At 61.7% G+C, this 19845-nt stretch carries 19 protein-coding genes; 3 read left to right on the forward strand and 16 right to left on the reverse strand.

Features of this window, described 5'->3' with window-relative positions:
• Positions 1–2067, reverse strand: a complete 2067-nt coding sequence (locus QTJ18_RS07255; RefSeq protein WP_252754116.1) for a 2Fe-2S iron-sulfur cluster-binding protein — start codon at positions 2065–2067, stop codon at positions 1–3.
• Positions 2068–2121: 54 nt separating this feature from the next.
• Entirely contained in the window at positions 2122–2733 is a 612-nt protein-coding gene (locus QTJ18_RS07260) for a glutathione S-transferase family protein (protein ID WP_252754115.1), read from the reverse strand.
• Positions 2734–2851: 118 nt separating this feature from the next.
• On the opposite strand from QTJ18_RS07260, the gene QTJ18_RS07265 reads away from it, so the two are divergent.
• Entirely contained in the window at positions 2852–3745 is an 894-nt protein-coding gene (locus QTJ18_RS07265) for a LysR family transcriptional regulator (protein ID WP_252754114.1), read from the forward strand.
• Between the two features lie 58 nt (positions 3746–3803).
• Here QTJ18_RS07265 and QTJ18_RS07270 read toward each other — a convergent pair whose 3' ends face one another.
• The 12 genes from QTJ18_RS07270 to QTJ18_RS07325 form a co-directional block, all read right to left on the reverse strand.
• Positions 3804–4499 carry an RraA family protein gene (locus QTJ18_RS07270; protein WP_301557779.1) on the reverse strand — a complete coding sequence of 232 codons (696 nt, stop codon included), beginning with the start codon at positions 4497–4499 and terminating at the stop codon, positions 3804–3806.
• On the reverse strand, positions 4499–5188 hold the full coding sequence (locus QTJ18_RS07275) for an alpha/beta fold hydrolase (protein WP_301557780.1): 690 nt from the start codon (positions 5186–5188) through the stop codon (positions 4499–4501). Before QTJ18_RS07275 ends, QTJ18_RS07270 begins: the two co-directional genes overlap by 1 nt.
• The gene (locus tag QTJ18_RS07280) at positions 5185–6306 is read right to left on the reverse strand and encodes a cobalamin-independent methionine synthase II family protein (RefSeq protein ID WP_252754111.1); all 1122 of its coding nucleotides are present in this window, start codon (positions 6304–6306) and stop codon (positions 5185–5187) included. The genes QTJ18_RS07275 and QTJ18_RS07280 overlap by 4 nt, the downstream gene beginning before the upstream one ends.
• Before the next feature lie 11 nt (positions 6307–6317).
• A complete protein-coding gene (locus QTJ18_RS07285) occupies positions 6318–7286 on the reverse strand; it encodes a cupin domain-containing protein (RefSeq protein WP_252754110.1) in 969 nt (322 codons plus the stop codon).
• On the reverse strand, positions 7283–8272 hold the full coding sequence (locus QTJ18_RS07290; RefSeq protein ID WP_252754109.1) for a nuclear transport factor 2 family protein: 990 nt from the start codon (positions 8270–8272) through the stop codon (positions 7283–7285). The genes QTJ18_RS07285 and QTJ18_RS07290 overlap by 4 nt, the downstream gene beginning before the upstream one ends.
• Positions 8269–9297, reverse strand: coding sequence for a LacI family DNA-binding transcriptional regulator (locus QTJ18_RS07295; RefSeq protein WP_252754108.1), 1029 nt, complete (start codon positions 9295–9297; stop codon positions 8269–8271). The genes QTJ18_RS07290 and QTJ18_RS07295 overlap by 4 nt, the downstream gene beginning before the upstream one ends.
• On the reverse strand, positions 9294–10058 hold the full coding sequence (locus tag QTJ18_RS07300) for an SDR family NAD(P)-dependent oxidoreductase (protein WP_252754107.1): 765 nt from the start codon (positions 10056–10058) through the stop codon (positions 9294–9296). Before QTJ18_RS07300 ends, QTJ18_RS07295 begins: the two co-directional genes overlap by 4 nt.
• Positions 10055–11365, reverse strand: a complete 1311-nt coding sequence (gene hisD / locus QTJ18_RS07305) for a histidinol dehydrogenase (protein ID WP_252754106.1) — start codon at positions 11363–11365, stop codon at positions 10055–10057. The genes QTJ18_RS07300 and hisD overlap by 4 nt, the downstream gene beginning before the upstream one ends.
• Before the next feature lie 10 nt (positions 11366–11375).
• Positions 11376–12452 (reverse strand): ABC transporter ATP-binding protein, encoded by a 1077-nt coding sequence (locus tag QTJ18_RS07310; RefSeq protein ID WP_252754105.1) that lies wholly within the window; start codon positions 12450–12452, stop codon positions 11376–11378.
• A gap of 3 nt (positions 12453–12455) precedes the next feature.
• Positions 12456–13292: a carbohydrate ABC transporter permease gene (locus QTJ18_RS07315; RefSeq protein ID WP_252754104.1), complete on the reverse strand. Its 837-nt coding sequence runs from the start codon at positions 13290–13292 to the stop codon at positions 12456–12458.
• 44 nt (positions 13293–13336) lie between these two features.
• Positions 13337–14365, reverse strand: a complete 1029-nt coding sequence (locus tag QTJ18_RS07320; RefSeq protein ID WP_252754103.1) for a carbohydrate ABC transporter permease — start codon at positions 14363–14365, stop codon at positions 13337–13339.
• Positions 14366–14435: 70 nt separating this feature from the next.
• Positions 14436–15695 carry an ABC transporter substrate-binding protein gene (locus tag QTJ18_RS07325; protein ID WP_252754102.1) on the reverse strand — a complete coding sequence of 420 codons (1260 nt, stop codon included), beginning with the start codon at positions 15693–15695 and terminating at the stop codon, positions 14436–14438.
• 144 nt (positions 15696–15839) lie between these two features.
• Between QTJ18_RS07325 and QTJ18_RS07330 the strand changes: the two genes are divergently transcribed.
• Positions 15840–16919: a nuclear transport factor 2 family protein gene (locus QTJ18_RS07330; protein WP_252754101.1), complete on the forward strand. Its 1080-nt coding sequence runs from the start codon at positions 15840–15842 to the stop codon at positions 16917–16919.
• Positions 16920–16976: 57 nt separating this feature from the next.
• Here QTJ18_RS07330 and QTJ18_RS07335 read toward each other — a convergent pair whose 3' ends face one another.
• Entirely contained in the window at positions 16977–17936 is a 960-nt protein-coding gene (locus QTJ18_RS07335) for an AraC family transcriptional regulator (RefSeq protein ID WP_252754100.1), read from the reverse strand.
• Between the two features lie 80 nt (positions 17937–18016).
• Here QTJ18_RS07335 and QTJ18_RS07340 point away from each other — a divergent pair, with 80 nt between their 5' ends.
• Positions 18017–19234, forward strand: a complete 1218-nt coding sequence (locus tag QTJ18_RS07340; RefSeq protein WP_301557748.1) for an MFS transporter — start codon at positions 18017–18019, stop codon at positions 19232–19234.
• Here the strand turns inward: QTJ18_RS07340 and QTJ18_RS07345 are convergent.
• The gene (locus tag QTJ18_RS07345; protein ID WP_252754099.1) at positions 19210–19797 is read right to left on the reverse strand and encodes a TetR/AcrR family transcriptional regulator; all 588 of its coding nucleotides are present in this window, start codon (positions 19795–19797) and stop codon (positions 19210–19212) included. The genes QTJ18_RS07340 and QTJ18_RS07345 overlap by 25 nt on opposite strands.
• Positions 19798–19845: the final 48 nt, after the last annotated feature.

The following is a 19845-nucleotide window of genomic DNA, read 5'->3' on the forward strand; positions in this document are numbered from 1 at the left end:
CTACAGGTCGAGTTGCAACTCCGTGTCTTGCTCTGCAGGAACGGAGCAGCAGATCAGCGCCTCGCCGCCTGCTCTTGGATAGCCTGGCTCTGTGCGATAGCTCACATCACCCTTGACGATCCCTGTCCGGCAATCGCCGCAAGTGCCGGCCCTGCAGCCATAAGGCGGAGCGAGGCCGCATTGTTCTGCAAGTTCCAGCAGGGAGCCACTGCCCGGCGTCCAGCGCGCCTCTTTTCCCGATCGGGTGAAGACGACGCGGGTCGGAGCCTGCGCCGGGGGCTTGGCCGGCAGCGCAGACGCGCCGGGCTCAGGATCACGCCTCAGGCCGGACGGGCCAAAGGCCTCTGCACGTATACGCTCATCCGCGACATCCAGCCCCCGCAGTCCGTCATACAGGGACTGCATGAAGGATGCCGGCCCGCAAATGTAAAAATCATAGTTTCCAAACGGCAGATGCGCCTGCAACAGCGGCACATCGATCCGGCCGGCCGATTCGAAAAGGCCCTGGCTATGGACATCGGGTGCTTTGAGCACCCTGATATCGTGAACCGTCCCTTCGCTTCGCGCGACCAGGTCGCCGATTTCTCGATCAAAGGCTCTTTCCGCCAGGTGCCGCGAGGACCGGAACAGCCATACCGGCCGGCGATAGCCGGTCCGGTCACCCGTTTCAACGACGTGGCGCAGCATAGACAACAAGGGCGTAATGCCGATGCCAGCCGCCAGGAGGACGGCCGGGCGGGCGCGTTCCATTGCGTCTAGGGTAAAGGCTCCGGCCGGCGCCATCGCCTCGATCTCTTCGCCTTCCCGGATCGTGTGCAGCAGGCTGGATGCCAGTCCCTCACGCTTCACGCTCAGTCGGTAGAAGCGATCCGATGGCGCACTGGAAATCGTATAGCTGCGGCGGAGAATGTCCTTGCCGTTCTTGATGCTGACCGACAGATGCTGGCCCGCCACGTGCGGGATGAGTGCCCCGTCATCCACAGGCGCCAGGTGCAGCGAACGGATCGTCTCGCTTTCCTCGACCGTTCGCTCGATGCGAAAGCGCCTCCATGTCCCGGTCTTTGCCTGGTCCTTGGCCGCGTCAGGACGGCGGCTTGCCGCTTCCCGCCAGTCGCCCGTCGTCAGACTGCTCGGAGACATGCCGTCTTCGAGAAAGCGCCAGCGCAGCGGCAGGGCATCCTTCCGCAGCACCACCGTCTCCGGCATCACACGCCAGAGACGCTCGGCGCCCTGAAAGGCCGCAATCTCGTCCGACTCCAGTATGACGTCGACACGGCCGGCAATCTGCAGCATGTCACCCGTTTCGTAATCAACGAAGAGGAGACCGGCGCGTGGATTGATGACGAAGTTGCCGAGTGTGTTGAAGAAGAGGTTTCCATTGAAATCCGGCACGGTCAGGCCACCATCGGCATCGACGCGAACGAAACCGGGCCGGCCTCCCCGATGAGACACGTCGACCTGCCGTCCCTGATCGCCGCGATCCACATAGGAGGCAACGAAGAAGGTATCGGCCGCTTCGATGATGCTCCGTTCCTGTGCGTTGATCCGATCCGAAACCAGCACTTCGGACGGCGTCGGCCTTGCCGGATCGCGGACAAAGCTGAATTGCCGGTTCTGGATGTAGCGCGGACAATTGCCGAAGCTCTGCCCGACCGCGACGGAAAAGCGATCGCTGCTGCTGCGGATGACAGTCCCGTTCATCCGATTGCGGCGGCGCGTGATGAGATCGACGCCGACCAGACCGATCGGATCGCCGTCGTTCATCCCGGCTTCGGCGGGATCATCAGCATCCCTGGCGGCACGAATATCCAGTCTGTGGGGATCGGGCGCCTGGAGGAAGCCGGGCTCTCCGCTGCGGATCGTCGCCCATGGCGTGCCATCGCCATCGACAGATCCGATGACGATGAACGGCAGCAGCGGGTAAAATTCCCGGTGCTGGTCGAGCAGGAATGTCCGCAAGACCTTGCGTCCCACCGGGTCCATCTGCTCGGCCACGCCGGCATGGCGCTGCAATCGCAGTTCGCCTGCATGCCAGGGCGACGAGGATTTCAAGTCTTCAGCAGGCATTGGAAATTCCTTTCAGGACGCGCGACCGCAACAAGGTCCCGGCCGCAAGACATGTCAGGCCGCGAGGCCGGCTGCCGTTTTCGGAAGAGCGACAAAACCGGGCAGAGCTTCGATCCTGGCCAGCCAATGTCGGACCTGCGGATGCGGCGTCAGATCGACATTGCCTTCCGGCGCGCCGGCGATGTAGCTGTAGAGCGCGACATCGGCGATGGTCGGCGTCTTGCCGAGGATGAACATGCGATTGTCCAGCTCGGCATTGATGAGGCCAAGCACCCGGTGAGCGCGCGCAATCACCTCGTCGGCCCGGAAATCCGCGCCGAAGACCGTGATCAAACGGGCCGCGCACGGGCCATAGGCAATTTCCCCGGCAGCGACGGAGAGCCACTTCTGTATCTTCGCAACAGATGCCAGATCATCCGGCAGCCAGTCCTTGCGGCCGAGCTTCGTGGCCACATAGACGAGGATGGCGTTGGAATCGTTGACGACCACTTCGCCGTCCTGCAGCACCGGGACCTGGCCGAAAGGATTGAGCTTCAGGAATTCGGGCGTCTTGTGCTCACCCTTCGCCAGATCGAGATCGATGATCTCGGCTTCCACATTCAGCAAAGAAAGGAAGAGGCGGGCGCGGTGCGCGTGTCCCGACAAAGGAAAGTGGTAGAGTTTCATGACTGGCTCCCGTAAGGCGCCGGATACCATCATCCGGTGGGAGAGACCTAGCGACATCCATCTTTCTGGAGTAGACCTTTAGTTCTGGAACCATCCTCTCGATTTATGGAAGGCAGATATGGATCGTCTTGATGCCATGGCACTTCTCTTGTCCGTGGTGGAACAGGGAAGCCTTTCAGCCGCGTCGCGCGCCTTGCACACGCCGCTGCCGACGGTCAGCCGCAAGATTGCCGATCTGGAAGCTCATCTGGGGGTTCGCCTGATCACCCGCACCAGCCGCCGCATCCTTTTGACGGAGGCCGGGAAGGATTATGTCGCCGCGGCGCGCGAAATCCTCGAGCGCGTAGAAGAGGCCGAACGCCGCGCCTCCGGAGAATATGCGGCACCGAAGGGAGAGCTGACAGTGACGGCGCCCATCGTCTTCGGTCGCCTGCACGTGCTGCCGATCATCACCGACTTCCTGAAAACATATCCGGACATCAACATCCACCTGACGATGAGCGACCGGTCGATCAGTCTTGCCGACGAGCACATCGATGTCGCCTTGCGCATCAGCAGGCTTTCGGATAGCAGCCTCGTTGGGATCCGTGTGGGATCGATCCGCACGACGACCTATGCCAATCCCGACTATCTGGAGCGACATTCCCGTCCGTCACATCCTGAGGCACTCAGGGATCATGATTGCATTGCGTTCAATGGCGTGCTTTCAACCCAGGCATGGACCTTCCGCGACGGAGCGAAGGATCTTGCGGTGCCGATCCGCACGCGCCTGTCCGTCAACACGGCAGAAGCGGCGGTCGACGCTGCAGCGGCCGGCCTCGGGATAACGCGCGTGATGGCCTATCAGGCAAAGCCGGCAGTCGATGCCGGCTTGCTGGTGCCGCTACTGGAGGAGTTTGAACTGGAAGCGTCTCCTGTTCACCTCCTCCATCTATCGGAGGGCCTGATGCCGCTGAAACTCAGGACCTTTCTGGACTTTGCAACGCCGCGACTGAGAGTCCTTCTGAAATAGCGCAGCTCTTAAGCTTCCGCCCCATGTGAAACGCGGTCGCATTCCTGGTCCTGCCTCGTCACGTCCGGGACGATTCGAAGCGCTTCCACACCTCTTCGAACTCGTCAAACGTCGTGATGCCGCTCCGCATCGGCTCCAGGACGACGCGTTCCGATCTGCGGAGCTTTTCGACTGCGTCTGCAAGCTTCGGGATGATATCCGGCGGAACGACAACGGCACCATGGCGATCAGCGTGAACGAGATCGCCTTGAGAGACCTTCAGTCCCAGAACGTCGACGGTTTGGCCAAGGCTGACGACATGAACGAAGCCGTGGCTTGGCCCGACGCTTCCGGCGATGACGGGGAAGCCTGAAGGCAAATCCCCAAGATCGCGGACCACGCCATTCGTCAGGGCTCCCGACATGCCGAACGCCTTGTGGATGGTGGTGTTCACCTCTCCCCAGTAAGCGCCGATGGCGTCAGGATAATCGAGATCCTCCACCACGGCGATCGACGGTTTTTTCGCATCATACATCGCACGGTAATACGCCATGCGGCGCGCGCGGACCGTCTCGGCCGGCTCCGTGGAGGGGGCGCGGGCGGCAAGCTGCGCCGTGACGGCATAACCGACAATGGCAGGCTCCGCTGGCGCGCTGCACACCATGGTTCCGCGCGTGAAGTTGGAAAAGCCCCGCTTTCCCTGTGCGACCTCGATCGCGTTGCAAACGGTTGGCGTGTCGCAGCCACGCAAAAGTTCTAGAAGCGCCTGGTCCATCATTCCTCCAGCCAAAGGGCAAGTGCCGCCATTGTATCGATCGGGTTTTCCAACGGCGGCAGATGGCCGGCCCTTGGAACAATCACAAGCCGCGATTGCGGCATAAGGGCGTGCATGAGTTCATGCCGATCCAGCGGGCAGAGCCGATCATCCTCTCCCATTAGCACCAATGCCGGACGATCGAATGTCGTCAGGACATCCCGCCTATCCGGTCGATCCCGAAGCGCGCTCGACTGCCGGACGAAGATCTCCGGCCCGAGATCGAGGGCCATCTGCATGCAAAGATCGAGGATTTCCGAGCCTGCCGCCTGCCGCCAGAGGTAGTTCGGCTTCATCTCGTCGCGCAGAACAGCGTCGAGATCTCCCTTTTGCACCCGCTCGATCTGCCCAGCCCGGCGCTGCTTCACCTCGTCCAGTTCGGCCCGCGGGTTGGTGTCGAGCAGAGCCAGCCGTTCGACACGTGCTGGCGCTTGGGCTAAGATCTCCATTGCCACGATACCGCCCATGGAAAGGCCCGCCAGCGCGAAACGCGGCGGAGCATCGCAAAGTATGGCCGCCGCCATTTCAGATGTGGAGAAGCCCTCGGTCGGCACCGCGTGACGGATCTCCCGATCCGCCGCAAGCGCAGAGAGGTCCCCCCACATGCGGGCGTCGCACATCATGCCGGGTATGAGCAGGAGCGGTGTCATCCGACGCATTGCGCACCCTGCTTCAAAGCCGCAAGCTTGGACCAGGCGATCTCGGGATCAACGGCGCCGAAGCCTGCAAATGTGCCAAAGCCACAGTCGGAGCCCGCGACGACCCTCTCCTTGCCGACGATGTCCGTGAACCGCTCAAGCCGCTGCGCGACCAGATCGGGATGCTCCACGAAATTGGTCGTGCTGTCGATCGCGCCGGGAACCAGGATCTTGTCGTCCGGGATCTCGTCTGCACGGTCGCGGAAGACGGTCCATTCATGTCCGTGCCGGGGATTTGCCGTCTCGAACAGGATGTAGGTTGCCGGGACGCTCATCAACAGCGGGAAAACCTTTGCCATGTCGATGTCGCAGACATGCGGCCCCTCGTAATTGCCCCAGCAGATGTGCAGCCTGATCCGCTCACGCGGCAGACCGTCCAGCGCTTGCTCGAGAGCCTCGACATGCGTGGCAGCGACGCGAAGGAATTCCTCGTCCGACAGATCGGGAAACAGCATGTGGCGACTGAGGGCAAGATCAGGGCAGTCGAGTTGCAGGTCCAGACCCGAGTCGATGATCGTGCGATATTCCTCCCGCATGGCTTCCGCCAATGCCTTCAGATAAGCGCCTCGATCGGGATAGTACGCATTCTGCAGGAAGAGCGAGATCACGCCCGGCGAGGCCGCGTTCATGAAACCTCGTTCCACACCATGCGCCGCCATTGCAGATTTGAGGTTCGCAATGTCCTTCAGGAGTTCGTGCTGCCCCCTGGACTGTACCCTGTCGATGCATTGCGGACGCGCATATTGCGGCGTGCCCCCAGCCTTGGCAAGGCGCTCGAGGAAGGAGGGATACAGCTTGAGATCGGCCGGGGCATTGCGTGGGCTGTCGCCGCCAAAGCCGGTATAGCGATCCTTGACATAGGTTGCATAGCTGATCTTGGAGCACTCGCCGTCGCTGACGATGTCGATGCCGACCTCCTTCTGACGCCGCACATTCTCCATCACCGCGTCAGCCATACAGGTGTCGAATTCAGCGGTGTCGTAATCCTCCCCGCGCTCCCGCGCGAAGAGGAAATCGACGACCTTCTGGGATCGCGGCAGTGAGCCGACATGCGTCGCCAAAAGCGCCATGGTTGTTCTCCTTAAAGCAAGTGCCCGGTGAGGCCGGCCTTGTCGTCGGTGTTGATGACCCGGTAGAGGCTGGCCTCGCCCGTCATCGACGGTGCAAGCGAATGCTTCAGCCCCGGTGGGATCGCAGCAGTATCGCCCGGATTGAGCGTGGTCGTGCCGCCATCCCAGGTCAGTCGCCAGTGACCGCGGACCGGCATCAGGATCTCATGCCTGTCGAGCGTATAGCTTTCATCGCTGATAGAATTGCGCGACAGAAGCTCCACCTCAAATCCCGGCCGGTCCCTCAATCTGCCGTTTTCTCCAATGACCTTGGCCGGCTGCCGGTCGGAGAGCGCCATGAGGTCCCAGTAGCGCGCGACGAAATTCGGCACCACGTCGGCGGTCGTCGGCTCCGGATAGGCCTTCAGCTCCTCGTCCGTCAGCGTCGGCATGGGGGCAACGCCCTCCGGCAGGCTCTGGCCCTTCTTCGTGTCGTAAAGCTTGCCGTTCTTGCCCAGCACGAGGCCGTGGTCCCGGGCGTCCTCGATCACCTGCGGTGCCCAGACGACGCCGCCGCCGGCATCGTCTCCGCCAAGAATGGCCATGATCATTCCGTAGTCGGTGCCGATATTCTCGAAGCCGCGGAAGATGCCCGTCGGGATGTTGAAGATATCGCCTTCTTCCAGCACCACTTCGCCGGCATTGCCCCAGCGGCCCCAGAAGAAGCGCCAGCGACCCTTCAACACGAAGAAGACTTCCGCCGTGCGGTGGATGTGCAGACTGTTGCGGCATTTGGGCGGCTGGCCGGCAGCACCGATATTGAAGCCCGGCGTTTCGCGGATATGCACGTGCTGGTCGGGGCTTTCACTTACGCCGCCGCCGATGATGGTGAAGTTTTCCTTCTGGTTCGAGCCCGGAGTATGGGCGTCGATGAAGGCAGTCTTGCAGGGCCGGAGGTCTCCGTAGCGTACGATACGAGCTTCCATTTCGTCACGTGTCATAGATCACCTGTTTTCAAGAGGATTTGTTTCCAGATCGCCACTTCGTCGAAGAGCGTGAATTCCCGACGCAGTCCGATGCCATCGGGACCGAAGGGTCCGTATTCGACATGGGACATGCCCATGACATGCACTCTCGCCCCGGTGGGACTGCCGAACATGCCCCAGCCGTCATGCGTGCCGTCGAGCGACCACCGTATGGCTGCGCGCGGCGGCATCATTTCGCTTTGCATGCCGATCCGATGATGGATCTTGAAATCAGCGGAGGGAAAGGATGACCGGAGTGCAAGCCAGAAATCAGCGAGCTTGCGCGCTCCGAGCAGACTGCGGCCTCCCGCCATTTCGCCGATCGCGGCGCGGTCGTAGGTGCAAAGAGCATGAGCCAGATCAGCCTTCATGATGCGCTTCAGCGTCTCGGCATAGCGCTCACCCCAGGGATCATCATTGCCGCGCGCGGTATAGTCCCCTGCAATGTCGGTCTCCGGCGTAAAGGGCCGCGAGGCCTTTTCCGGCCCTCCTTCACGCATGATCAGGCTTCGTGCGAAGGCTTGCGGATCTTCTCCGAGCTGGCGCACCAGGCCGCCATTGTCTCGAACCAGCCATTCGTCGAAAATGGTGCCCGCCTTGGCGGCACAATCGGCGATGACGCGGACCGTGAAGCCTTTGCCGGTGGCCTTCCCGAAATAGCCGTCGCCGGTATGCGTCCCCGTGGAAATGATGCGATGGGAGGACAGAAAGCCCGTCTCGTCATTGCCCGACCAGATCACGTCTTCGCCGAGAAGCTCACGATCGGGAAATTCGTTCAGCGTCGCCATGGTCGAGGCGATCACACCCTTGTTGCCCCTGGCAACGCCCATCGGCGTGCGCACCGGAATGTCGCTGCTGTAATAGTGCTCGAGTGTCGCGAGCCCGCGATCCTCCCAGATCTCCTTGGTGATGCCGAGGATATAATCGGGAAAATCGTCCCATCGGTTCCAGAAGGGTTTCATGCCTCCGCCTCCCTTGGATTACGGGTCGATCCACGCACCATGAGCGGCCCGTCGATACGGATCTTGAGTGGCGTCGCGTCGCCGGCGAGATGCCCGAGCAAAGCCTCGACTGTGGCTGAAACCATCCGGTTGACCGGCTGGCGGATGGTCGTGAGGTTGTAGGCCGGCCATTCAGCCATGGGTACATCGTCATAACCGACAACGGAGACATCTGTCGGGACCGATAGACCAAGCCCGAAGCGAAGTTCGTCCATAACGGCGAACGCCATGTGATCATTGCCGACGAAGATGGCGTCAGGCCTCTCGTCGCCGCTGCAAAGCGCCCGCGCTGCCGCCGCAGCCGTGTTGCGGTCATACATGCCTTCCACCATGCCGAAGGGTCGAAGCCCCGCACCGGCCAGAGCCTGGCGGAAGCCTTCGGCACGGTCTCGACCCGTCGATGAACCCTGCCAGCCCATGATATGGGCAATGCGCTTGTGGCCGCCGGCAATGAGATATTCCGTCGCGCGGCGCGCGCCAGCGATGTTGTCCGATGTCACCTCGGCCAGCCTGTCGTCATCCTGGCCTCGGTTGAACATGACCACCGGTATGCCGAGCGCTAGAAGCCTGGCCGTGATGTCGCTGGAAAGCGCGACCGATGCGGTGATGATCCCGTCCACCCGGTAGTCGATCAGTTCTTTGACGACTTCCGTAACTTGCTCGGTGTGGTTCTCCGCCATGAAGACGAGGATGTGATAGCCCTTGGCCTGGAGCGCCCGCGACAGCCTCTCCAATGCCGTGGGATAGAATTGGTTTTCGAGATAGGCGACGACCAGGCCGATGATCCTCGTGCGGCCGGTGATCATGGCGCGCGCCAGCGGATTGGGTCTGTAGCCAAGCGTTTCCGCTGCGGCCAGAACCTTTTCGATGGTGTGCTTGGAGGCGGAAGCGCCGGGCGTGAAGACACGGCTGACGGCCGACTGGCTGACCCCTGCGAGCTTCGCCACATCGAGCGCCGTCACGGTCGTGGTGTTCTGCTCGCTCATTCGGCTGTCCACCCACCGTCGATGATCAGATGCGTGCCGGTCATGAGCGCCGATGCCTCGCCTGCGAGAAACACGACAGGGCCCATGATGTCCTCGATCTCGCCAAGCCGCCCGAGCTTGATCTTCGAGAGTATCCAGGCCTTGCGCTCAGGGTTGGCAAGTGTCTGCTCCGCAAGCGGCGTGCGGATGAAAGTGGGGCACAGCGTGTTGACGCGGATGCCGTGATGCGCCCATTCCAACGCCATCGCCTTGGTCATACCTTCCAGCGCATGCTTGCTGGCCGCATAGACCGCGCGGTCGGGCCCGCCGACATGGCCCATCTGGGACGAGATATTGATCAGGCTGCCTGGTCTGGCGGCCGCGATCAGGCCGCGCGCGACCTCGCGGCTCAGAAAATAAGCCGCCCTCAGATTGAGGTTCATGACGGCATCATAATCCTCCGGCCTGGTGTCGACCGCGGGGCTGTGCCGCGCCAGTCCGGCGGAGTTGACCAGAACATCGAACGGCTCCCGGCTTTCCAACGCCGCCTTCATCTCGTCCAGCGCGGTGATGTCGATTGCTAGCACATTGGCCTTGCCGCCCCGTTCCTGTATCTCGTCACGAAGCGCAGCCAGTGCCTCTTCCCGGCGTGCAACCAGCGTGACTTCCGCACCAGCATCGGCCAGCGCAACGGCAGCGCCGAGACCGATGCCGGAGGAAGCCCCGGTCACGAGCGCACGCTTTCCGTCCAGCCGAAATGAGGGGGAGCGAGGCAGGCTCATTCGGCGGCGACCCCATAAGGCACGTTCTTGCCGCCATAGCGCCGCACGCGAATATTGCACTGCTCGGCATGTCCGACAAATCCCTCCAGCACGCAGAGGCGCGATCCGTATTCCCCGATGAGGGTCGCGGCCTCGTCGGTCGTCACCTTCTGATAGCTGTGGGTCTTGAGGAATTTTCCGACCCAAAGACCGCCCGTGTAGCGGCCGGCCTTCCTCGTCGGCAGCGTGTGGTTCGTACCGATCACCTTGTCGCCATTGGCGACATTGGTGCGCGGACCGAGGAACAGCGCGCCATAGCTCTGCATATTTTGGAGAAACCAGTCGTCCCTGTCGGTCATCACCTGAACATGCTCGTAAGCCATGTCGTTGGCGACCTGCAGCATCTCGTCATAGGTGTCGCAGAGAATGACGTCGCCGTAATCCCGCCAGCTGATCCGCGCCGTCTCGGCCGTCGGCAGGATGGCGAGGATGCGGTCGACTTCGCTGAGGGTTTCCTCGGCGAGCTTCTTGGAATTGGTGATCAGGCAGGACGGCGAATTATAGCCGTGCTCCGCCTGCCCGAGCAGATCGGTCGCGCATAGCTCGGCATCCACCGTATCATCCGCGATCACCATCGTTTCGGTCGGACCGGCGAACAGATCGATGCCGACGCGGCCGTAAAGCTGCCGCTTGGCTTCGGCCACATAGGCGTTGCCGGGGCCGACAAGCATGTGAACCGGCTCCATGGTCTCGGTGCCGATCGCCATGGCTCCAACGGCCTGGATACCGCCAAGCACGTAGATTTCATGCGCGCCCCCAAGCTGCATCGCCGCGACGATGGCCGGGTGCGGCGCGCCGTTGACGGGAGGAGCGGCGGCCACGATGCGCGGCACCCCGGCAACGCTTGCAGTCAGAACCGACATATGGGCAGACGCCACCATGGGAAACTTTCCGCCCGGCACATAGCAGCCGACGGATTGCACGGGAAGGTTGCGGTGGCCGAGGATGACGCCCGGCAGGGTCTCGACTTCGATATCCGTCATGCTGGCACGCTGCGCCTCTGCGAACCGGCGGATCTGGTTCTGCGCGAACCGGATGTCCTCCATGTCACGCGTCGACACCTGCTGCATCGCGGCCTCGATCTCCGACGCAGTCAGACGGAAGGATGCGGGGGAATAGTTGTCGAACTTCGCGGACAGCGCGCGGACCGCAGCATCTCCCCGCTCCTCGATGTCCTTCAATATGCCCTCGACCGTCGCGCGCACCTTGGCATCGTCCTCGGCGCGGGCTTCTTCCGGCTTGCCGGATTTGATGTGCTGTATAGCCATGATGAAGTCCTCAGGGATGAACTTTGTTGTGGGAAGAGGCCCATTCGACGCGCTGGCCGGATTGGGCATCGAACAGGTGGCAGATGGATGCCGGGATCTTCGCCGCCAACGGCTCGCCGATCCTTCCCTGGAAATCCTTGGCCGCCTTGATTGCAACCAGCCCATCGCCGGCCTGGACCGTCGCCATCGACGCATCGCCCAGAAGCTCCATCGAGTAGATCCGGGCCTCGATGTCGCCTGTCTGGGCAATCGTCGCATCCTCGGCGCGGAAGCCGAGCTGAAACGGTCCGTCCGGCGCGCCGGTAAAACCTTCGATGCGGACGTTGACGCCTTCGAAGACCCCGTTGCGGATCTCACCCTTCAGCAGGTTCATGGCGGGATTGCCGATGAAACCCGCAACGAAAACATTTGCGGGTCGATCATAGATCTCAAGCGGCGTCCCGACCTGCTGGACCACGCCCTTGGACATTACGACAACCCGGTCGGCGAGCGTCATGGCTTCGATCTGATCATGCGTGACATAGATCGTCGTGGTCTTCAGCTCGTGATGCAGGTTCTTGATCTGCGCGCGCGTGGAGACGCGAAGCTTGGCATCGAGGTTCGACAGCGGCTCGTCCATCAGGAAGACCTTGGGTTTACGCACGATCGCGCGGGCCAGGGCGACACGCTGGCGCTGACCTCCCGAAAGCGCCGCCGGCTTGCGCTCGAGAAAATCGTTAAGTTCCACGGTGCTGGCCGCCCGCATGACCCGCTCGTGATGCTCTGTCTGCGGGATCTTGCGCACCTTGAGCGGGAAGCGGATGTTCTCGTAGACGGTCATGGTCGGATAGAGGCCATAGGACTGAAACACCATGGCGATGTCGCGGTCCTTCGGCTCAAGGTCGTTCACCCGTCTTCCGCCGATCAGGATATCGCCATCGGTTGCATCTTCGAGCCCCGCGATCATCCGCATGGTCGTGGTCTTGCCGCAGCCGGACGGCCCGAGCAGGACGAGGAATTCACCATCCGCAATATGGAGATCCATCGTCTTGACGCCGATGAAGCTGCCCCAGCGTTTAGAGATGCCTTTCAGTTGGATATCGGCCATGTGTTAACCTTTCACCGCGCCAGCCGTGAGGCCGGAGACGATCTGACGCTGGAAGAACATCACCATGAGGAAGAGCGGCGCGGTGACCGAAATCACCGAGGAGACGGCGAACATGACATTGCCTTTCGTCTGCGTCGTTCCGAGGAAGCTGGCAATCTTGGGGACCATCGTCTGATTTTCCTTGGAGAGAAGCATCGCCGTGACCGCGAAGTCATTATAGGCGAGCAGGAATGAGAACAGGCCCGTGGTGATCACGCCGGGCCACATCACCGGAATGATGACGTGCCGGAAGGCCTGGAAGCGCGAGCAGCCGTCGACCATGGCGCTTTCGTCGAGATCCTTCGGGATGTTGCGGAAGAAGGATGTCAGCATCCACAGCGTGAACGGCTGGTTGATGGCGACGAGCACGATGATGGCTGTCGGCAGGTGACCCCACAGATTCCATTGGAAGAATGGCAGGAGATAGCCGGACACCAGGGTGATCGGAGGCATGGCGCGGAAGATGAGCGCGAGGATCAGCAGCCAGAAGGCGTATCGATGCGGCGAGCGGGACAAAGCATAACCGCCAAGCGTGCCGAAAGTCAGTGAGATGCAAACGACGCAGACGACGACGATCAGCGTATTGATCGCGGCGCGCCAGAATTCCTCCTGGACCCAGGCACCGTAATAGCCCTCACCCGTGAAACGCCCACCTGTCTCGATGACAGTGAGCGGGCCTGTCAGGGCATTGATCCAGTCGGCTTTGGAGAAGAAATCTCCCTCGACCTTGAAGCTGCCCCAGAGCGTCCAGAGAAACGGGAAGGCTGCAACAATGATCCAGATGACCAAGAACAGTGTCATGGCGATTTGCAACACCGCAGGGCGGCGGTCGGCGACGCGGGCACTCATGCGTGTGCCTTTCCGAAGGTGCGCCAGGTGCGGACGAGCACCGGCGAAAGAAGGATGATGACGCCTGCTATGGTCAGGACCGAGGTCGCTGCCGCAGACGACAGAAGCCGCGTCTCTCCCCCAAGATCTGAATAGATGAAATAGCTCAGGGACTTCGCGTGGGCGCCCGCCGAGAAGCTGACGATCGGCTCGAAGACGCGGAAATTGTCCATGATCTTGATCAGCGCCATGAAGGTGGTAAGCGGCAGAAGGTGCGGAAGGATGACGTAGCGGATGCGCTCCCAGCGGCTTGCTCCGTCGATCATCGCGCTTTCCAGCGTGTCGCCGGGCACCGTCTGCAGCCCGGCATAATAGATCACGAAGGCAAACGGCGCAGATGACCAGACGCCATAGACGATCAGCATGATCCACATCATCGGCGTCGACGCTTTGACGGAGAGGCCCGGATCGCCTGCCAGCGCCTGCACCGCCGCTCCCAGAACCCCGCGCGAATCGATCATCCAGAAGAGGATGAGAGCGCCGACGAGTGGTGTCACGATCATCGGCAGAAGCGACACGAAGATCACCGGCCCCCGGAACAGGCGCGGCAAACCGTTCACGGCAAGCGCGATCGCCAATCCGAATGCGAGGGAAAGAGGGGTCACCAGCGCCGTATAGGTCAGAGTGAAGCTCAGCGCGTCATAGAAGGGCAGGTTCAGCACCTGATGCACGAAGCTGCCTATGCTCGGCGAATTCGCCCAGATCTCGCCGATCTCCGTGATGGCCAGATGGTTGCGATCCGTATAGATCCCCGGACCGACGAACCGACCCATCGGCTCAGCCTCGCGCAGCGCGCGTGTGGCCTCCTGATCGATCTGCGTTGCCTTGGTGCAGCCGAAAACCGTGCAATTCTCAACTTCGCGGATCACCTGCTCATGTGGCGCATAAACGGACTGCGTCAGCACCGAAACGATTGGCATCGCGATGAACAGAAGCATCGCCAGTGCCGAGGGCAGGAAGAACCACATGAATGTCTTGTGCTTCATGGTTCAACGCTTTCTGGATGCGGGGAGCCAACGGCCGGAGTCTTGTGGGGCCGGCCGTCGGCGAAGCGTCCTACTTCAGGAAGCCTTTTTCCTTGGCCGCCGCGCTATAGGTGGCTTCAATATCGGAGAGCGCGGTCTGCGCATCCGTCTTGCCGCTCAGGTAGCGGGCAACGTTCTCGCCGATGGCAGCATGCAGCAATCCCATGTAAGGCAGCATCGGATAAGGTCTGGCGCCGCTGGCCATTGTCTGCATGACGCCCTGATTGACGGCCGCAGGCTTGTAGCCCTCGATCATCCAGACGGCCTGGCCCATCGTGGTTTCATTGAGAAGTTTGGAGCTCGTGCCATTCTTGAGCGCAACGAAGGTTGCCGCAGCGTCAGCGTCCGAGATGTTCCTTGCCACCGTCCAGCCGTCCCACCAGAGAGCGGATGCCGGGGTCTTCCCGCCAGCCACCGTCATCGGCGCCCCGACCTTGGTATTCTCGTAAACCTCCGGCGCTGATCCTACCTTGTCGACCAGGACACCTGTGCGAGAGCCCCAGAAGTTCATCAGCGCGACATTGCCGGCCTCCCATTCGGCGGCGGTGGCATTGGAGTCATGCGTCAGGAAATCCGGGTTCATATAGCCCGTCAGCTTCTTCATCAGCTCGAGCGTCTTGACGCCCTGCTCGCCCTTGATCGATGCCGTCGCGGTGCCGTCCTTGAAGAACTCGCCGCCCATTCCGTTATAGATGTTGATGAATTCGAGGCCGAGATTGTAACCGGTGGCATAGGCGCCGCCGACCGGGTTCTTCATGATCCCGGCTGCGCGGATCTTTTCCGCCGCCTCCAGGAATTGTTCATAGGTCTTCGGCGGCTCCATACCGACCTTCTTCAGCACATCGTCGCGATAGACCAGATGCTGGGCATTCGCCATGAAGGCCACGGCGATGACTTTTCCATTGGCCGTGATCAGCTGGCGTTTCGGAATATCCTGCCCATATTTTGCAATCAGATCGTCGAGCGGACGGATAACGTCCGCATTCATCAGAGGGACGATCGAGGACGTCGCGACGATCGCAGCCGTGTATTCGGCCGGATTGCCCTGCATGCCGGGCAGATTGATCTTCTGGTGGTCGGCCGTGAGGTTCGACTTCACCGTGACTTTGCCACCTTCGCAGGCAGCCGTTGCGGCCTTCACCACAGAATGAATGGCCGGGAAATCATTCCCGACAATGGATACGCGCCCCGCGACGTCGCCACAATCGGCAGCGGCGCTGAAAGCGGAGATGCCGAGAATTGACGACGAAAGCAGCGCGGACGCAACGAAGCGCATTGCAAAAATGGTCATGTGATTACCTCCCAGTAACATGCCCGAAGATCCCTCTTCCGTCCCATCGGAAAGGATCGATGCAGCCATGTTGCAATTTTTGCAAACGTATGCAAGATTTTTTTGTGGGCGTAGGGCATGTGCAATTCGGGAGGAAATTTCGGTATGGCTTCAGCTTCAGCGAACGGGGCGGGCCCGTCATCCGCGCAGCGCAGAGCATTCCTCTCTTCGCTGCAACGCCTGGCGGAGGCCAGGCCTGAGGCTCTCGCGGATGCCCTATCGCGCACCGCTTGCGAGACTGCCGAATGGCGTGTCGCCCATCCCATCAACGCCTTGCCCGGCAATGACGCAGCCCTTTCGAAGCTCTGGACCCCCCTGAAGGCGGCCTTCCCGGACCTGGAGCGGCGCGACACGATTTTTGTTGGCGGGTCCTACGAAGGTCGAGACTTCATTGCCGCAGTCGGCCATTACTGCGGAACGATGCGCGGCGACTGGCTCGGCATCCCGGCTACGCACAAAACCGTCTATCTTCGCTACGGTGAGGTTTGGCAGATCGATGCAGACGGCCGTGCCATTCAGGCAAATCTGTTGTGGGATGTCTTGGATGTGATGCGGCAAGCCGGCGTCTGGCCGCTCGCGCCGTCGCTGGGGGTCGAAGAATTGTGGCCCGGCCCCATCACGGCAGACGGCGTCCGCCTGGAACTCTCACCCGCGAGGCTGGGAGAGACGAGCATTGCTCAGACGCTGGCGATGCATAAGACCCTGATGGAGCACGACGACCGCAACAGCCTCAACCGGCAAAGCCTCATCGACATGCCCCAGCGAGAGCACTGGCACGAGAAAATGATGTGGTACGGTCCGGCGGGCATCGGCACGACACGCGGGCTCGATGGGTTTGTCGATGGCCACCAGTTGCCCTTCCGTATCGCGTTCCATCGGCCGCAGGGCACGCATGATGAAGTCATGGCGGAGCGGCAACGGCATGGAGCAGGCCACTATATCCGCATTGGCGATGGCCCCTATTCCGTCACGGGAGGTTGGCCTTCCGTCTATGCCATGCACAAGGGCGGAGATTTCTGCGGCCTGCCGCCAAGCGGAAAACCCGTCTTCATGCGGGTCATGGATTTTTATCTGCATCATGAGGGGCTGATCCGCGAAAACTGGGTTCCGCTCGATATGCTCCATCTGCTGTTCCAGATGGGCGTCGATCCCCTCGCCCGCATGAGGGCCTTGCTGCGGCAATAGATGGCGGGCATTGACTGCCACCGGTGGCTCCTCAAACCTCAGCCGTTCCACCTCATCTCAGGCTCCATCACCATTGCTCCGGTAATAGCTTGGGCTCTCGCCTATCACCCGCTTGAAGGCGCGACTGAAGGAGGCTTCCGCATCATAGCCGAGCTTTTCTGCAACCGCAGCAACGCGCATCCCGTCCTTGAGCCACAGGCGGGCCTGGTGCATCTGGATCTTGGCCACGTAGCGGGCCGGCGTCACGCCCACAACGCGGGCGAAGCGCTCTGCAAATCCTGAGCGGGAAGCCCCCATCAGCTGGGCAAGTTCGGCCACGGTCCAGTCCCGATCGGGCTCCAGGTGAATTGCCGCCAGCACGCGGCCGATTTCGGGATTGCGCACAGCGGCGATCCAGCCGTTCGTGTCGCCGCAGCCGTGTTCGACCCACGTCCTGATGATGGTTGCCGTCAAGACATCGGCCAATCGTGCCAATATGCCTCCGGCGCCGACGCGATCCATATCCACTTCCCGTGCCATGGCTTCCAGAAGATGAGGAATGGCCGGCTCGCTCTTGGCAAGATCGCTGGTCATCATCACATCCGGCATCATCTGCAGAAGCGGGTGCATCTTGTCGATGTTGAAGCGCATGGACGCGGTCAGGGCGACGGTATCGCATGTCGTCGGAGAGCACTGCAGATCAAAGACGCCGCGGCAAACCTCCTTGCGACCATACCGGTCGAAGGGCAAAGGCTCGACATCCTCAGCACTCGCAATCACATGCGCGTCGCCCCGAGGCAATATGATGGCATCACCGGCATCCAGACGAAGCCAAGCTCCCGAAGGCGCCCGCAGCAAGGCTGAGCCGGACGAAATGAAATGAAAGCGCGCCGCCTCCTGCGCCGGGAAGGTCGTCGCCCAAGGCGCCGCCAACCGGCAACGGCCATATTCCACCCCGTCCAGCCTCAAACCACGCAGGATTTCGGACAGGGGATCAGCCGGAACGGCAGCAGCGAATTTGGAGGAAGTGTCAAGCATAACGGATTATCTAGCATAGAAGCGCCAGGCCGTCACGGATAATGATCGCTCCATCATCATTGTGAGATTAGGATTTTTCCATGCTCGGCACCTCTTCATCCCCCAGCGACGAGAACCAGACGGGACACGGCGTCGCGCATTGGGGCGCCGTCGTGTCCCTCACACTCGGCGTCTTCGGTCTCGTCACCGCAGAATTCCTGCCCGTGAGCCTGCTGACCCCGCTTTCCGCCGATCTTGGCGTCAGCACCGGTCTGGCCGGGCAGTCGATCACCACGACAGCCGTCATTGCTGCGATCGCAGGCCCGGCGGTCGTGATCGGCACCGGCAAGATCGATCGACGGTGGACGGTCCTTGCCTTGACGACGCTCCTCATCGTCTCGAGCCTCGTCGCGGCGGTCGCCAATGACATCTACACCGTTTTCTTCGCCCGCATCCTGCTGGGTGTCGGGCTTGGCGGCTTCTGGGCGATGTCGGGAGCGCTTGCCATGCGCCTCGTCCCGCCGGCTCTCATGCCCCGCGCCATGGCCATCATCATGGCGGGTGTTTCGCTCGCCACGGTTTGCGCCGCCCCGCTTGGAGCCTGGATCGGCGCCACGATCGGCTGGCGTGCCGCCTTCTATCTCTCCGCCGGAGCAGGCCTTGTCGCCCTCATGGCCCAGGCAGCCACCCTGCCCGCTCTGCCTCCGACAGGACATGCCGGGCTTGCGACGCTTGCGGCTGTCATGCGCCGGCCCGCAATCCGCACCGCCTTATTCACCATCGTGCTGTTCGTCGCAGGCCATTTTGCAGCCTTCACCTATATCCGCCCCTTTCTGGAGCAGGTACCACGGCTCAATGTGGAAACCATTTCGCTGATCCTGCTCGGCTACGGCATTGCCGGTTTCATCGGCAACGTGCTCGGCGGCATGGTGTCCGAACGCAGCCCTCGCCTTTCGATCGCGCTGTTCACCACCCTTGTTGCAGCATCTGCAGTCATGCTGACCGTCGGCGGCGCGTCGCTCGAAGTGGCGGCAACGGCCGTTGCGCTCTGGGGCCTTGCATTTGGCGCCTTTCCGGTCAGCGTTCAAAGCTTCGTTGCCCGCAACGCACCGGACGAAGCAGAAAGCGCCGGCTCGCTCGTGGTCACAACATTCCAGGTCGCGATCTCCAGCGGCGCTATTCTCGGCGGCGTGCTGATCGAAACCCAGGGTCCTGTCTCGGTTGTTGCCTTCCTGGCCGTTGCGGCCCTTCTGGGCGCCTCAGTCATGGGCGCGCGCAGCTACCCGGTCGCTCTTCACGGCAGCGGGTCCAAAATGTAGCGCCGCAACGTGTCGCCGATGACGGACACCAGCCTCTTGTGCTCGATCTCCGTCGTTGGAAGGCCGATAACGTAGCGCGTATAGGCAAGGCCCAGGATCTGGCTGGCAACGAGATAGGCCCGCTGGGAGGCAGTTTCAGGATCCGAGAGCGCCTCGATCATCGGCGTTACCTGCCTGCCCAGCACCTCTCTTATCCGCGCGGCGGCATCGGGATTGGTGGCGGCCGTGCGGATCAGGACGCGAAGCAGATCATCGTGCTCGTCTCCCTCCCAGCGCTTGAAGAAATGCATCGCAAGCGTGGCGCCAACGGCCTCCCGTCTTGTTTGAGAGAGATCCGGAAGAGCAAGATCGATCGAGACAGCCTCTGCAAACAGTTGATCTTTCCCGCCGAAGTAGCGGTTGATCAGGGCGGGATTAACCCCTGCAAGAGCGGCGATCTCGCGGACGGTGGTGCCGTCGAAGCCGCGCTCGGAAAACATCGTGCGAGCTGCAAGCACCAGCCGCTCCTTCGTCGCTTCGGCATCCCGGCCCATGATTGCCCTCAAGTAAACAAGCGTTGACATATACCGCATCATTGCGTAGTAAACGTCTGTTTACATCCTTTAAGGGGA

The organism is Rhizobium sp. SSA_523 (assembly GCF_030435705.1).
GTDB lineage: Bacteria > Pseudomonadota > Alphaproteobacteria > Rhizobiales > Rhizobiaceae > Neorhizobium.

What these genes read in the sequence shown, in the direction of transcription:
- QTJ18_RS07255 (WP_252754116.1), bottom strand. Translation starts at nt 2,067, where the DNA reads ATGCCTGCTGAAGACTTGAAATCCTCGTCGCCCTGGCATGCAGGCGAA.
- QTJ18_RS07260 (WP_252754115.1), bottom strand. Translation starts at nt 2,733, where the DNA reads ATGAAACTCTACCACTTTCCTTTGTCGGGACACGCGCACCGCGCCCGC.
- QTJ18_RS07265 (WP_252754114.1), top strand. Translation starts at nt 2,852, where the DNA reads ATGGATCGTCTTGATGCCATGGCACTTCTCTTGTCCGTGGTGGAACAG.
- QTJ18_RS07270 (WP_301557779.1), bottom strand. Translation starts at nt 4,499, where the DNA reads ATGGACCAGGCGCTTCTAGAACTTTTGCGTGGCTGCGACACGCCAACC.
- QTJ18_RS07275 (WP_301557780.1), bottom strand. Translation starts at nt 5,188, where the DNA reads ATGACACCGCTCCTGCTCATACCCGGCATGATGTGCGACGCCCGCATG.
- QTJ18_RS07280 (WP_252754111.1), bottom strand. Translation starts at nt 6,306, where the DNA reads ATGGCGCTTTTGGCGACGCATGTCGGCTCACTGCCGCGATCCCAGAAG.
- QTJ18_RS07285 (WP_252754110.1), bottom strand. Translation starts at nt 7,286, where the DNA reads ATGACACGTGACGAAATGGAAGCTCGTATCGTACGCTACGGAGACCTC.
- QTJ18_RS07290 (WP_252754109.1), bottom strand. Translation starts at nt 8,272, where the DNA reads ATGAAACCCTTCTGGAACCGATGGGACGATTTTCCCGATTATATCCTC.
- QTJ18_RS07295 (WP_252754108.1), bottom strand. Translation starts at nt 9,297, where the DNA reads ATGAGCGAGCAGAACACCACGACCGTGACGGCGCTCGATGTGGCGAAG.
- QTJ18_RS07300 (WP_252754107.1), bottom strand. Translation starts at nt 10,058, where the DNA reads ATGAGCCTGCCTCGCTCCCCCTCATTTCGGCTGGACGGAAAGCGTGCG.
- hisD (WP_252754106.1), bottom strand. Translation starts at nt 11,365, where the DNA reads ATGGCTATACAGCACATCAAATCCGGCAAGCCGGAAGAAGCCCGCGCC.
- QTJ18_RS07310 (WP_252754105.1), bottom strand. Translation starts at nt 12,452, where the DNA reads ATGGCCGATATCCAACTGAAAGGCATCTCTAAACGCTGGGGCAGCTTC.
- QTJ18_RS07315 (WP_252754104.1), bottom strand. Translation starts at nt 13,292, where the DNA reads ATGACACTGTTCTTGGTCATCTGGATCATTGTTGCAGCCTTCCCGTTT.
- QTJ18_RS07320 (WP_252754103.1), bottom strand. Translation starts at nt 14,365, where the DNA reads ATGAAGCACAAGACATTCATGTGGTTCTTCCTGCCCTCGGCACTGGCG.
- QTJ18_RS07325 (WP_252754102.1), bottom strand. Translation starts at nt 15,695, where the DNA reads ATGACCATTTTTGCAATGCGCTTCGTTGCGTCCGCGCTGCTTTCGTCG.
- QTJ18_RS07330 (WP_252754101.1), top strand. Translation starts at nt 15,840, where the DNA reads ATGGCTTCAGCTTCAGCGAACGGGGCGGGCCCGTCATCCGCGCAGCGC.
- QTJ18_RS07335 (WP_252754100.1), bottom strand. Translation starts at nt 17,936, where the DNA reads ATGCTTGACACTTCCTCCAAATTCGCTGCTGCCGTTCCGGCTGATCCC.
- QTJ18_RS07340 (WP_301557748.1), top strand. Translation starts at nt 18,017, where the DNA reads ATGCTCGGCACCTCTTCATCCCCCAGCGACGAGAACCAGACGGGACAC.
- QTJ18_RS07345 (WP_252754099.1), bottom strand. Translation starts at nt 19,797, where the DNA reads ATGTCAACGCTTGTTTACTTGAGGGCAATCATGGGCCGGGATGCCGAA.